The organism is Bacteroides sp. AF39-11AC, from assembly GCF_003474285.1.
GTDB lineage: Bacteria > Bacteroidota > Bacteroidia > Bacteroidales > Bacteroidaceae > Bacteroides.
Genome location: NZ_QROH01000003.1, coordinates 83,099 through 96,253, shown reverse-complemented (window position 1 = coordinate 96,253; position 13,155 = coordinate 83,099). Strand labels below are relative to the sequence as shown.

Genomic DNA, 13,155 nt, shown 5'->3' with positions numbered 1-13,155 from the left:
CAAGTCCCCGGAAACGATTGCAGCGCTCCGGGGACTTCTTTTTTTAATGCTTGAATAATAGTGTTTTGTAAGGAGTCAACTTCTTGTTGACAAGAAGTTAAGAGTTTGTTAGCAAGAAGTTAACTCCTTGTCGACAGGCTCTTAATAGGCTATTTTATCTTCCTTATCAGCCCATGCTTCAAAAGCTTTGATAGCTTCGTTGTGTAATAATACTTCCGATGGAAGTTTCCGGTCAGCGGGCTTTAGAGCGATCTCATCATAAATGAAAGAGTCGTCGAAACCTATATTTTTGGCATCAGTCTTATTGTTTCCGTAATACATTCTCTCCAGTCGTGCCCAGTAGATAGCACCGAGGCACATGGGACAGGGTTCGCAGGAAGTATAAATTTCGCATCCGCTGAGGTTGAAAGTACCTAACTTTGTGGCTGCTGCACGAATAGCACTGACTTCAGCATGTGCCGTAGGGTCACATGAGGCTGTTACACGGTTCGTTCCGGTAGCTATAATTTCTCCATCTTTGGCAATGACAGCACCAAAAGGGCCGCCACCATTAGCGACATTCTCCGTAGAGAGTTCGATCGCTTTTCTCATTAATTCTTCTTTGGTCATAATGAAATGATTATTTTTAGTGTTACTGACAAAGATAACAATGTTTTTTATATTCTCCAAGATTGTGCACCCGATTACAGGAGACAACTGAAATCATCTCCTGAAATGAAAAAGAACATCCCCTGAGATGAAGAAATTCATCTCAGGGGACGGATTATTTTATCTCGTGGAACAGATTTTCTTAGCTTACGGGACGATTTACCAGTACCAACCTATACCTATAGAAGCCGGGTAGAGTTCAGGGCCTTTGTTCTTTTCAAACAAGGAAGTTAGTGCAAAACGGGCATTGAATCCCAGGCAACCGTAACCGGCTTGCAACAACAGGTTCATTCCAAGTGGATGAGTGTTCAGTTTGTCGCTCAAAGTGTGTTTCTTATTATCATATTTAGCTCTGGATTTAACCCCCACGCGCCATTCCATTTCCGGACCGGCTGCAATGAAAGCACGGCGGCTGCCAAATTTGGTTTGCCACTCCAGGCTGACAGGTAGGCGGAAAGCCCAATAGCGCAGCCAACTCTTTTGATAGTCTATATCGTCGGCTTGTCGGCAAACAGTGATGCCATCGATCTTTTCGAAACCATAGTTATCATCTAATTTATAGACGATGCGTGCAAGTCCGAGAGTCGTAGTTAATCCCCAATGATTGTCTCGTGTAATAGCTACGCCGGTATTGAACAGATTAATTCCCCATTCCCAAGACTTAGAACCAAGTTGTGGTACTTTGGCAGAATATTGGAACGTGCTGCTTGCCAGTTTGTTGAAACCGAAGTAAATAGCAGGGTAGTGCGGATCAAAGCGGTAGTAGCCTTTCTTTTTCTTCACGAAAGGTACGGAAACTGTGGTGGTTCGCTCAATGCTGCGCCCGTCCAGATACACACCTTCAAATACCTGAGTATTTTCTATGGTGTCATTTTCAGCTTTCGCTTCATACATTTTTACTTTGATTTTACCATCACGTTCTTTAATAACCACCTTCCGTCCGTTGAGGTAGAGGGTTGTGTCTTGCGGGATGCTTTCTTGTGCCACGACTGTCATTGAAGTCATGATCAGAAATAAAAAGAGTATTCGTTTCATAAGATTTATTATTTGTGATTTATAATTTTCAATATTAGTCTTTACTGAATATTAGTGTGACAAGGTCATCGCTGTCTATTTCTCCTTCGATATAGATAAGCGTAGCTTCACCTTTTTTCCCGAGTCGGAACAAAATGAATCGATTGGTTTTGTCTTTTACCGGAGGCAGCTGATAGTATCCCGATTGAATACGTCCATCTGTGATTACCTCTTTGATCTTTTTGGCATATTCCCGATCGGCTTCCAGGCAACGGTAAATGTCAGGCAATGCTTTTTCGGCTTTCGATAGCTTTAGGCTTTGGTAATGGGTAATGTCCCATGTTTTGGATAACATCTTCGATAATTCCACATAAGTGGCCCCTTTCTCGTTACCGTATTTTTGAAATACGGAAGCTATTTGTAGCCCCTTTTGGGCGTACATACCGGTGCTGAGTAGAAACAGCAGGCAGCATAGCAGGGTACGAATGAGCTTTTTCATAATCATATCTATTGATTTTTATTATTCAAACATCAGGTCAAGTACTTCATCCTCCGTAGTCCGCATATCGCGGAAAGCTGCAAGGGCTTGTTCACGTACGAGGTTCTCATCGGTGTATTGTTTACCGTCGATGATGACATAGTTATCCGGAGTGACATGAAGATAACGTTGTGTACCTGCAATGCCGATAAGTAATAATAGTCCGGCAGCTATTCCCCCGGTCATATAAATGAAGCGTCGACGGAAAGAGAGTTTTTTAGCAGGGATGCTTTCTTTCCGGAATGCTTTTGCTTCTTGAGCCAGGCAGGCAAACAGGGGACGGTATACTTGTAGGGATTCCGGTATATTCTCTTGTGTGAAGAAACGGCGCAATTCGCGCTCTTCGTCACATGAGGTCTGTCCCTCGAAATAGCGATCTATTAATTCTTCTATCTTCATGCTTGTTTCCTCCTTATTTTTTCTTGTATGGTTTGCATGTAAATTTCCCTCACTTTCTTCCGTGCTCTCGACAGGTTACTTCGGATAGCTTCCGGATTACACCCTGTGATGTCGGCAATTTCTTCTGTTTCGTACTCTTCGATATCCTTCATCCGCATGATAGTGCGCTGCAAGTCGGGCAGTGAATTGATAATCTCATGCATCAGACGAATCTCGTCTTTTATTTCAAGCAACCGTTCTGGTGTTCCGCTGGGGGTGGCATCTTGTACATATTCCAATGGTACGTTGGTTATATGTTTAGTACGCCACATGTCCATACAGAGATTATGTGTCATGGTCATGGCGAATGCTTCGATACTTCGGTACTGTTCCAGTTCAAGCCTTTTATTCCATAGCTTGAGCAGGACTTCCTGTACGGCATCTTCTGCATCGTCCGGACTTTCAGTCAGTTTCCGCGCATAATTCAATAGTTTATTGCGGAGGGGTAGAACGGATATTTTAAATTGTTTGAGTTCCATTTACATAACTAAGACGAACGAGAAAGGAGAACGTGACATCAAATATAAAAAAAAGGGCTGTACTTTCGCACAGCCCCTTGAGGATTGGATTAAATCCACATTATTTCTTGAAATAACGGTTGTACAGCCCTTCGAAGCCTTTACCGTGGCGAGCTTCATCTTTAGCCATTTCATGAACAGTGTCATGGATAGCATCCAGATTCAAAGCTTTTGCACGAGTAGCAATACGCTTCTTGTCTTCGCAAGCACCGGATTCGGCATTCATTCTCTTTTCGAGGTTAGTTTTGGTATCCCATACACAGTCGCCCAACAGTTCAGCAAATTTGGAAGCGTGTTCTGCTTCTTCCCAAGCATAACGTTTGAAAGCTTCAGCTACTTCGGGGTAACCTTCACGGTCAGCCTGACGGCTCATAGCCAAGTACATACCAACTTCTGTACATTCGCCCATGAAGTGATTGTTTAAGTCTTTGATCATTTCGTCGTCACAACCTTTAGCTACACCGATTACATGTTCGTCAGCAAAAGATAGAGGACCATCTTCTGTAGTTTCTACAACTTCTACGAACTTGCTTGCAGGAGCTTTACACAATGGGCATTTCTCAGGAGCGGCATCACCTTCATATACGTAACCGCATACAGTACATCTAAATTTTTTCATTTTCTTTTTGATTTAATTGAATTAGTTATTCGTTCGTTCTTATAATAAAACGTTAGTCTTCTTTACATTGTTTACAGATTCCTTTGTAATAATAGTGGATTTCCTGCACTTCGTGTCCATCCATATCTGTATCTACCACTTGTCTTACAGTATCATTGCACGTCAGATCATAAACTTTACCACAGCGCTTGCACAGGAAATGTGCATGTGGAGTAGTGTCGGCATCATAACATGTGTTACGCTCATCAATGGTCAGCGTCTGTGCAGCTCCTTGTTCGCTCAAAATTTTCAGTGTGTTGTAAACTGTCGTTTTTGAGAGTGTCGGTATAGTAGGAGACAGTGCTGTATAAATCTCGTCTACCGTCGGATGTGTGCGGTGCTCCATAAGATATTTCATGATGGCAATGCGCTGCACCGAAGGTTTGATATTATGCCCTTGCAATCGTTCTACTACTATTTCCATATTTTCTTAATTCAAACTTGTAATAATTACATTTTTATTTCGCTTGCAAAGATAAAGACTTCTTTGAATTTTCCAAAAGATTTCTAATCTTTTTTGTTGTCTTGTTGCTAATAATAGTTCTATTTTTAATTAATGGGTTGGTAAGGGAGCTCTATCCAGAACTCGGAACCTTTATTCACTTCAGAATGTATTCCGACAGTGGCATTCATCTTTTCAGCTATCATTTGGCAGATAGACAAGCCGAGTCCTGTGCCTTGCTTGAAGTTGTCCAGCTTTACAAAACGCTGAAAAATGGTTTGTTGTTTATCGGGGGAAATACCACAACCTGTATCCCGTACATAGAAACGGATTTTTCCGTCTTTGGGAGGATAATAACCAATGGTAATGCTTCCTTGATTGGTGTATTTGATAGCATTGGAGAAGTAATTTCCAAGTACTTGCATCAGACGGTTCTTTTCGGTATGGATATAGCATTTCTTCATACCGAATTCTGTTACACATTTCACGTTTGCCGGCATCCTGAAACGGAAGGCATCCTCAAGTTTACGGATACAGCTGTTTACGTCTACATTGGTGTAGCAGAAGTCCAGTAAACCGGCTTCTATTCTTGACAAATCGAGGATGTCGTTTATGAGTTGTAATAACAGGTAATTGTTATCTTCTATAATTCTGATGTATTCATGATTTTCCGGTGTGTCTGTTGTCTCAGCAAGAATACTGGAAAAGCCGACAATTGCATTGAGAGGAGTACGTATCTCATGGCTCATGTTGGCAAGAAAAGCAGACTTTAATCGGTCGGATTCTTCGGCACGTTCCTTAGCTTGAATGAGTTCCTTTTTATGTCTTTGGGAATGGATATAGTAGAAAATATACAGAACAATGAGTAGGGCTATGAATAAGCCTGTCATCCAGATATAAGTTTTATATTGTTGGTAGAAAGTAGGAGGCTGAAAGAAATAAACCGCATCTTTCGGATATAAGTTTTCGGGAATTTTACACCACTTCAGATCGGCGAAATTGAGATAAGTCTGTGGAACTCCACCATTTTGATAAGGGATGGAAGAGGCGGCTTCGCCTGATAAAATACGACCGATTAAAGACATTACTGTGTTCGTGAAATCATGGATGGAGATATAATGCCCGCCTACATATAAGTTTTCTTGAAGGTTTAAATCGGCTAATGTGAATACCGGAACTTCCAGGAAGCTGGGAAGTATTTTTTTAAGGTGGTCCGATAGATAATAATTCTTATTGCTTCCATATTGTCGGAGCCAGGCATAATAGATGACCCCGGTCGTTTTTTTGTAGCTGGTAAGTGTGTCCAGTAATTCTTCGGTGCTTATTTGTTCAGAGGATAAAAGCTCCAGTTGCAGAGTGGGAAAATCTTTTTGCATCACTTCTTTTATTGCCTGACGAGTAACAACGCTGATATAGCGATCATCGGAAATGAAAGCGATTCGTTTGACTTCCGGTTGAAGCTGCCGGATGAGTTCAAGGGTTTGCTTGATGTAATATGGCTGTTCCAGTACAGTGATATTGTAGTTTTTATTGAATTTCTCAATGGGAATGCTGTTTTCTTTTGTTAGAGGAACCTTACTTAGTAATGTTTGCAGGTCGGCTGGAACCCTTTTACGGGAATAACAAAGGATAACAGGGATATCTTTCCAGGGACCATCGAAAATAGGTGCGCTGACCAACCATCCCGGGTCGCCAACAATTATGACTGCTTTTGGTGGAGTAGGATATGTCTGTAATATATTAGCTTGAGCTTGTCTGACCTCTTCTTCGCTTTTTAATACCGGGACCGTGAGAAAATAATTGTGTAGTTCTATGTTTTTATTATAGGGAAAACATTTTTGGATTTCATTCAGAAAACCATGTATCCAGGCCTCTTCGGCATTGACGGAGCTAAGAAATAACACGTATTCTTTTTCTTTAGCAGAAACAGAAAGACATCCGACTAATAATATTAGTGAAAGTAGCCATTTATGGAGTGTACTATGGGGCCTCATGAGTTTTGTATAACGTGCTTTAAAATGTGGCTAAAAGTACAAATAATCCGGGATATACGAAGTGAAAGAAATGATTATTTTGTGTTTGTGGATAAATAACTGTATTTTTGCCGTCAAATTTTATAAATGACATCCTTATGAATTACGGATATGTAAAGGTAGCGGCGGCTGTGCCCCGTGTGAAGGTGGCGGACTGCAAGTTCAATGCCGGAGAAATAGAAAAGGAGATAATCATAGCTGAAGGAAAAGGCGTACAAATCATAGTCTTTCCGGAACTGTGTGTCACAGGGTATACATGCGGCGATCTGTTTGCGCAGCAACTGTTGCTTGAAGAAGCAGAAATGGGGCTGATACATATTATAAGTAATACACGACAGCTGGACATAATAGCTATACTGGGTATGCCGATAGCGATGAATGGTGTATTGCTGAATGCAGCCGTCGTAATTCAGAAAGGAAAAGTGCTGGGTGTGGTACCTAAGACTTATCTTCCTAATTACAAGGAATTCTACGAGAAACGCTGGTTTACATCTGCTGTTGATGTTAGTGAGACCAGTGTACGCCTTTGCGGACAACTGGTTCCCATGGGAGCCAATTTACTGTTTGAGATGGCAGATACGACATTCGGCATTGAAATCTGTGAAGATCTGTGGGCACCTATTCCGCCCAGTTCCTCACTGGCATTGCAAGGTGCAGAGATCCTGTTTAATCTTTCTGCTGATAATGAAGGAATTGGAAAGCATAATTATTTGCGCTCTCTAATTAGTCAGCAATCGGCACGCTGTATTGCCGGTTATGTATTCTGTTCGTGTGGCTTCGGAGAATCCACTACTGACGTAGTGTTTGCCGGAAACGGTTTGATTTATGAAAATGGCAGCTTAATAGAACATAGTAAACGCTTCTCTTTTGAGGAGCAAGTTGTCATTGGTGAGATTGATGTGGAACATTTGCGTATAGAAAGGCGTGTAAACACAACATTTGTTGCCTGTCGGGCACATTGTGCACCGGAGGAAGCAGTACGTGTTTCTACGGAATATGTGAATAGTAAAGAACTGAACCTGACGCGTCGTTTCGATCCGCATCCGTTTGTACCGCAAGGAACTGCATTGAATGAGCGTTGCGAAGAAATATTTTCGATACAGGTTTCCGGTCTGGCACAACGTCTGGTACATACGTGCGCTAAAAGTGCGGTGGTTGGTATTTCCGGTGGATTGGATTCTACCTTGGCACTGCTGGTATGTGTAAAGACCTTTGATAAATTGGGATGGTCCCGCAAAGACATTATCGGTGTGACGATGCCGGGTTTTGGCACCACTGACCGTACGCATACGAATGCGGTGGATTTAATGAACTCTTTGGGGATTACCGTGCGTGAGGTCAGCATCAAAGAAGCTTGTATTCAGCATTTCAAAGATATAGATCACGACATCAATGTACACGATGTGGTCTATGAAAATGCACAGGCTCGCGAGCGCACACAGATATTAATGGATATTGCCAACCAGACTTGGGGAATGGTGATAGGTACGGGTGACCTTTCAGAATTAGCGCTGGGATGGGCAACTTATAATGGCGACCATATGTCTATGTATGGTGTGAATGGAAGTGTTCCTAAGACATTGGTCAAGCATTTGGTGAAGTGGGTGGCTGAGAATGATATGGATGCAGCTTCTCGTGCAACGCTACTGGACATTGTCGATACTCCGATAAGTCCGGAACTTATTCCGGCAGATGAAAACGGGAATATCAAACAAATCACGGAAGACTTGGTTGGTCCGTATGAATTGCATGATTTCTTCTTGTACTATTTCCTGCGTTGTGGCTTCCGTCCTTCCAAGATATTTTTCCTTGCAGCGCGTACGTTTAAGGATATGTATGATGAAGAGACCATTAAGAAGTGGTTGCAAGTATTCTTCCGCCGTTTTTTCAATCAGCAATTCAAACGCTCTTGTTTGCCGGACGGACCTAAGGTAGGTAGTATTTCTATCAGCCCACGTGGTGACTGGCGTATGCCGAGTGATGCTTCATCAGAAATGTGGTTGAGGGAAGTGGATAGTTTGTAGTGATGATGTAATTTGTTGATTATCAGCAAATAGCATTTACATGCAATTTACCCCATAATGTAAAAGCATTTACTGTAGGATGTAACGACCTTTACCGCCTATTGTAACGGCTTTTACCTTGGCATGTAACGGCCTTTACCTCAGTATGTAACGATCTTTACTTCAGACTGTAAATGGAGTTACCGTGTGGAGTTTTGGTGAACTATAAGGAAGTATACGATAAAGGAGTTATTATCTGCTGGAAGACTGGTAATATTTATGGTAGATCGATTGAAATTCTTTGCTGTTACAAAAGGTTTGCAGCCATGAATTAAGACTGTCTAATAAAACAGGCGACTGTTTGCTGACTCCCCAGGAATAGAATTGTGTGAAACTGATATCGGTATTGATATCTATTTGTGGAAAACTATCTGAAACGATACGGGCAATGCTTTCATCACATACGGCATAGTCAATGTCACCATGGGCTACAAGAGCTATCAATTGTTCCGAACCGTATTTGTCTATTTCCTTAATATATATGGTATCTCCAATCTCGTTTCCCAGATTATGGATACGCAAGATGGATGGTGATCCTTTCACTACGTGCAAGGTTTTTCCAGCCAAGTCCAATTGACTTTTAACGAATATGGAGTCAGTGGGGGAAGTGGCTTTTCTTTGTACGAGAATCTGTTTGTTCAGCACAATCGGAGTCGTAAGTAATAAGGAATCTTTCAATTCACTGGTAGCCAGAATGCCGTAAGCAATGACATCAAACTCTCCATCTGCCAGTCCTTCGAGCCGTTTATCGAAACTCATTTCAGGAGTGATAGCGGCTTTCCAGCCATGATCACGTGCAAAAGCTTCTATTAATTCATAGTGAAAACCGGATAAGGTATCTCCATCTACGTAAAAGCTGATGGAATTATACTCCGTGGCAGCGCGGATAATTTTCTCAGCAGCTATTTCTGCATAATCACGAGGATGTCCATGCTTCTTTTCTTTCTTTAAAAAGAAAGTAGTAATACAAGCAACTATAATCCCCATTGCTACATATTTCAGAATATTGGCTTTCGATATTTTCATAAGGAAAGAGTTTTAATCATAGAAGTTCCACGAAACACCAATTCTGAGAAGACTCGGATTAATGGGGTAATGCGGTACAAGGAAAGAATTACGTGTACCCATACCCTGATTTACGTGAGAATACATAGCAAAGAGGCGTGTACGCTTCAGGTGCAGATTGGCATAAACATTCACTATCGGATAGCCGCCGATTTCTACCTGGTCATTTTCGGGTTGCAGATGGAACTGCTGAATGGAAGGTGTGTAAGCCGGTGCATGGTATTTGGTAAAGTAACGGACATCAGCACCCAATTGTACGGTAAGTACCTTTTTAGCTAACTTGGTCAGGAGATACAAATTAGAATATACTGAAAATTGCGGCAGAGGTAGAACCGTTTCATTACTTGATTTCTGCCAGGTTACTTCATTATCTAAATGGAAAATACCTGCACGGAAGTTTTGCTTCAGTGTGGCCGAAAGTATTTGTATGTTACCGCTATTCTGTTCAGGTACGGCCTTTTGGTTGAGATAGGTGTAATTCTTCACATTTTCTACTCCGGCACGAAGATTGGTTCCCCAACGGTCAATGTTTAGTTCGCCCTCTACGCGGGTACGGAATTCTTTCTCCATGTTGTCATTATCCCAAACGTGCAAGTTGGAGTGATAATGGCGCATATAGAAAGAGGGCAATGTGTTTTTTACGAAGCCTCGTACTATCAGGTTTACCGTATCTTTCCAAAGACGGAAATTTAAATCCATATTTCCATTTACGCGGAATTGTCCCATTGCTTTGTCCATAATACCAACTTCGCCGTCTATAGAATAGTGTAGAGTTTTACCTTGTCGTTTAGCTAATTCACCACCCACATAGATTTCTTGTTCGGTGAAACGGTCTACTGTCATAGAGTCTGCATTCATCAGGTCGTAGCGACTGAATTTATGGGATATATAGCCGGTAAGTCCGGCTTTAGCATATCGATTGAAACCTTCCAGCAAGGCTATGCCAAAGACATTCTTTACGCTAAATGCTGTGGTAGAGTCACGACTGACTCCTTGTTTGTTGTAGTAAGCGTTTTCGTCTGGTGTCGATACAGATTGGTAACTGTGACGTGTCCGTTCTATCTTGAAGGTATGAATGAAACTTGTGACCGGAACAAATTCTTCGACAAAGTTAGTATCTTCCGGAAGAGCGTGGTTGTTATTGAGGCTGTCCAAACTGAGATTATCTCCCATTGCGAGATTATTAGCCGCGAGGCTGTCGGTAGCTAAACTGCCAGTAGCTAAGCTGTCTGCAGATGCAATACTGGAAGTAATAGGTGCAGTCGGTGCTGTAGGGGAAAAACGCTGTTGGACACTGTTATTCTGGGCTTCTTCTTTCAATACTCTTCGTTTGAAACCTAATCGGTAGCGTTGTGTAAGGTAGATATAGAAATCTTTATTGCGATTTGAGGTTTGTTCCATCTTCACAGGAATGGTAGTGGAACTATACTCTTTCTTACCTTCCGCCATTGTATCAGGCCGGGTGATGTAACCGTCATTCGCTATACCACCGTTTTCGTTCATTTTCATGAAGAAGTTGTTATAAACTGCCTGTATTTGATAGCGTTCACCAATGTAACTTCCGAATAAGCCGGCATTAAAATGTGAAGTGGACTGATTGGCATAATAACCACGTCCATATAGATAGTCAAAATTAAAGCCAAATGCTAACCGTTTGTTTACATTGACAGAGAAATAAGATTTAAACCGTTCTTCGCCATTAACCTTATTACCAGCTTTATAGTAAGTCAGATTGGTATAGGGTACATTACTATTAGTGAAAAACACCTGGTCGGGACGAACAAAGAAACTAGAGTATGGTGCCATGAAGAGGGTCGGTTCGTCGTCTTGGCGATTAAAGAAAATACGGGAGAGACGAGGTGAGCCCAGATTACCCAGGAAGTTATATTCCCCAGTCATACCACCTACCAGGTTCGTATTTTGGAAATTCAGAGCAAGCGTATCTGCAGGAACAATGGTCCGGTTTCCTAAAGTCTCGCTTAATTGCCACATATAAAGTTTAGGCGGAATGCTTTGAACATCAGTGCCAGTATCTAGACTGTCCGGCTGCGTTGACGGGTCGACCTGGTTTCCATAGCGGTCACGGTTGTCCAGCGTATTGAATGGCTGCTGTGCCTGTACTGCCAGCAATCCCAATACGAATAGAAGTATGTATGTTAGTAGAATTCGTCTCATAATTAGGCGCAAAGATACAATAAAAAATTATTCGCTTGCGGAATTCAGCCTTTTTTGCCTATTTTTACAAACATACCGTCTTATAAGCAAATCTAATAGTGAGGAGTTTTATGTCTTTTATTGTATAAAATAAGCCCTTGCAAAAAAATGATTGCAAGGGCTGACTTTTATTATAAGGGTCAATGGAATTATACCTCTTTGATCAATTCCATTCCTTTTTTAATCGCTTCTTCGTTCATCGGTATCAAGTGATGATGACGTTCGGGCAAAGTTTTCTTCAAGCCTCTGAGCACACTATCCAGCGTAACCATCGGTTTCAGTTTCAGCAATCCACCCAGTACGATCATGTTGAATGCTTTGGCATTATTCATTTCATTGGCTGCATCCATTGCGTCGATGCGATACACTTTGATATCCTTACGCGTCGGCGGGTTGATGATACCATATCCGTCGTAAATCAGGATACCGCCCGTCTTTACCTTACTTTCGAATTTCTCCAGTGAGGGCTGGTTCAGAATAATGGCAGCGTCATACTTGCTCAGAATAGGAGAAGAGATTTTCTCATCGCTTACAATCACTGTAACGTTGGCTGTGCCACCACGTTGTTCCGGTCCGTAAGCGGGCATCCAGCTCACTTCCTTACCTTCCATCAGTCCCGAGTATGCCAAAATCTTTCCCATAGACAATACACCTTGTCCACCGAAGCCTGCTATAATGATTTCTTCTTTCATTGTTCTTAGTCTTTTAGCATGTGATTATTTATCTTTCAAGTCACCCAGCGGATAGAACGGGAACATGTGCTCTTCCATCCATTTGTTAGATTGCGCAGGTGTCTGTTTCCAACCGGAGTTACAAGTAGAAACAATTTCTACCAGGTTGGAGCCTTTGCCTGCCATGGAGTTCTCGAATGCTTTGCGGATGGCTTTCTTTGCTTTGCGGATAGCGCCGACTGTTTGTACACTCTGGCGGGTAACGTAAGCGGTTCCTTCCAGTTGTGCGGCGATATCTGCCATCTTCAGCGGATAACCGTGCAAATGAACATCACGTCCGTAAGGACTGGTAGAAGTCTTCATGCCGACCAGGGTAGTAGGAGCCATCTGTCCACCCGTCATACCATAAATGGCGTTGTTGATGAAGATGATAGTAATGTTCTCACCGCGGTTCAGTGCATGGATTGTTTCTGCCGTACCGATACATGCCAGGTCACCGTCTCCCTGGTAAGTGAATACCAGTCTGTCCGGCCACAGGCGCTTGATCGCAGTGGCAAGAGCGGGTGCACGTCCGTGTGCGGCTTCCTGCCAGTCAATATCCAGATAGTTATAGATGAACACGGCACATCCCACGGGGGAGATACCTACTGCTTTGTCTTCCATGCCCATTTCTTCGATTACTTCGGCTATCAGCTTGTGTACTACACCGTGGCTGCATCCCGGACAGTAGTGCATGGGATTATCGTTCATCAGAGTCGGTTTCTTATAAACCAGATTCTCAGGCTTGATAATATCTTCTTTTGTCATAATCACTTCTCCTTATCTGTTGGTGAACCGTATAAAAAACTCCATC

General features: G+C 42.3%; 13 protein-coding genes. 1 reads left to right on the top strand and 12 read right to left on the bottom strand.

From position 1 onward, the window contains the following. Positions 1–141 precede the first annotated feature (141 nt). The 8 genes from DW036_RS06105 to DW036_RS06070 all read right to left on the bottom strand — a co-directional run bounded on the left by DW036_RS06105 (position 142) and on the right by DW036_RS06070 (position 6,160). The gene (locus tag DW036_RS06105) at positions 142–609 is read right to left on the bottom strand and encodes a nucleoside deaminase (protein ID WP_021967750.1); all 468 of its coding nucleotides are present in this window, start codon (positions 607–609) and stop codon (positions 142–144) included. Positions 610–807: 198 nt separating this feature from the next. Continuing rightward, the gene (locus DW036_RS06100; protein ID WP_118462159.1) at positions 808–1,683 is read right to left on the bottom strand and encodes a hypothetical protein; all 876 of its coding nucleotides are present in this window, start codon (positions 1,681–1,683) and stop codon (positions 808–810) included. A 34-nt stretch (positions 1,684–1,717) separates the two neighbouring features. Next, positions 1,718–2,161: a DUF6108 family protein gene (locus tag DW036_RS06095; RefSeq protein WP_118294536.1), complete on the bottom strand. Its 444-nt coding sequence runs from the start codon at positions 2,159–2,161 to the stop codon at positions 1,718–1,720. 21 nt (positions 2,162–2,182) lie between these two features. Beyond that, entirely contained in the window at positions 2,183–2,599 is a 417-nt protein-coding gene (locus DW036_RS06090; RefSeq protein WP_118462157.1) for a hypothetical protein, read from the bottom strand. Continuing rightward, positions 2,596–3,117, bottom strand: a complete 522-nt coding sequence (locus DW036_RS06085; protein ID WP_118462155.1) for an RNA polymerase sigma factor — start codon at positions 3,115–3,117, stop codon at positions 2,596–2,598. Before DW036_RS06085 ends, DW036_RS06090 begins: the two co-directional genes overlap by 4 nt. Before the next feature lie 100 nt (positions 3,118–3,217). Beyond that, positions 3,218–3,775, bottom strand: coding sequence for an NADH peroxidase (locus DW036_RS06080; protein ID WP_007215010.1), 558 nt, complete (start codon positions 3,773–3,775; stop codon positions 3,218–3,220). Between the two features lie 52 nt (positions 3,776–3,827). After that, the gene (locus DW036_RS06075) at positions 3,828–4,238 is read right to left on the bottom strand and encodes a Fur family transcriptional regulator (RefSeq protein WP_118462153.1); all 411 of its coding nucleotides are present in this window, start codon (positions 4,236–4,238) and stop codon (positions 3,828–3,830) included. A gap of 125 nt (positions 4,239–4,363) precedes the next feature. Next, complete coding sequence (locus tag DW036_RS06070; RefSeq protein WP_233560327.1) at positions 4,364–6,160, bottom strand: ATP-binding protein; 1,797 nt, start codon at positions 6,158–6,160, stop codon at positions 4,364–4,366. Positions 6,161–6,387: 227 nt separating this feature from the next. On the opposite strand from DW036_RS06070, the gene DW036_RS06065 reads away from it, so the two are divergent. Next, entirely contained in the window at positions 6,388–8,313 is a 1,926-nt protein-coding gene (locus DW036_RS06065) for an NAD(+) synthase (protein WP_118462149.1), read from the top strand. 231 nt (positions 8,314–8,544) lie between these two features. On the opposite strand, the gene DW036_RS06060 is transcribed toward DW036_RS06065, so the two are convergent. From DW036_RS06060 to DW036_RS06045, 4 genes are all read right to left on the bottom strand, one after another. Continuing rightward, positions 8,545–9,378 (bottom strand): transporter substrate-binding domain-containing protein, encoded by an 834-nt coding sequence (locus tag DW036_RS06060; RefSeq protein WP_118462147.1) that lies wholly within the window; start codon positions 9,376–9,378, stop codon positions 8,545–8,547. 12 nt (positions 9,379–9,390) lie between these two features. Beyond that, positions 9,391–11,592, bottom strand: coding sequence for a putative porin (locus DW036_RS06055; RefSeq protein WP_118462145.1), 2,202 nt, complete (start codon positions 11,590–11,592; stop codon positions 9,391–9,393). Between the two features lie 188 nt (positions 11,593–11,780). Further along, positions 11,781–12,323, bottom strand: a complete 543-nt coding sequence (locus DW036_RS06050; RefSeq protein ID WP_118422836.1) for a 2-oxoacid:acceptor oxidoreductase family protein — start codon at positions 12,321–12,323, stop codon at positions 11,781–11,783. 24 nt (positions 12,324–12,347) lie between these two features. Then, positions 12,348–13,109 (bottom strand): thiamine pyrophosphate-dependent enzyme, encoded by a 762-nt coding sequence (locus DW036_RS06045; RefSeq protein ID WP_044264126.1) that lies wholly within the window; start codon positions 13,107–13,109, stop codon positions 12,348–12,350. Between the last annotated feature and the right edge of the window lie 46 nt (positions 13,110–13,155).

Excerpts from the sequence above, each read along its gene's own strand:
- DW036_RS06105 (WP_021967750.1), bottom strand. The coding sequence starts at position 609 with ATGACCAAAGAAGAATTAATGAGAAAAGCGATCGAACTCTCTACGGAG.
- DW036_RS06100 (WP_118462159.1), bottom strand. The coding sequence starts at position 1,683 with ATGAAACGAATACTCTTTTTATTTCTGATCATGACTTCAATGACAGTC.
- DW036_RS06095 (WP_118294536.1), bottom strand. The coding sequence starts at position 2,161 with ATGAAAAAGCTCATTCGTACCCTGCTATGCTGCCTGCTGTTTCTACTC.
- DW036_RS06090 (WP_118462157.1), bottom strand. The coding sequence starts at position 2,599 with ATGAAGATAGAAGAATTAATAGATCGCTATTTCGAGGGACAGACCTCA.
- DW036_RS06085 (WP_118462155.1), bottom strand. The coding sequence starts at position 3,117 with ATGGAACTCAAACAATTTAAAATATCCGTTCTACCCCTCCGCAATAAA.
- DW036_RS06080 (WP_007215010.1), bottom strand. The coding sequence starts at position 3,775 with ATGAAAAAATTTAGATGTACTGTATGCGGTTACGTATATGAAGGTGAT.
- DW036_RS06075 (WP_118462153.1), bottom strand. The coding sequence starts at position 4,238 with ATGGAAATAGTAGTAGAACGATTGCAAGGGCATAATATCAAACCTTCG.
- DW036_RS06065 (WP_118462149.1), top strand. The coding sequence starts at position 6,388 with ATGAATTACGGATATGTAAAGGTAGCGGCGGCTGTGCCCCGTGTGAAG.
- DW036_RS06060 (WP_118462147.1), bottom strand. The coding sequence starts at position 9,378 with ATGAAAATATCGAAAGCCAATATTCTGAAATATGTAGCAATGGGGATT.
- DW036_RS06055 (WP_118462145.1), bottom strand. The coding sequence starts at position 11,592 with ATGAGACGAATTCTACTAACATACATACTTCTATTCGTATTGGGATTG.
- DW036_RS06050 (WP_118422836.1), bottom strand. The coding sequence starts at position 12,323 with ATGAAAGAAGAAATCATTATAGCAGGCTTCGGTGGACAAGGTGTATTG.
- DW036_RS06045 (WP_044264126.1), bottom strand. The coding sequence starts at position 13,109 with ATGACAAAAGAAGATATTATCAAGCCTGAGAATCTGGTTTATAAGAAA.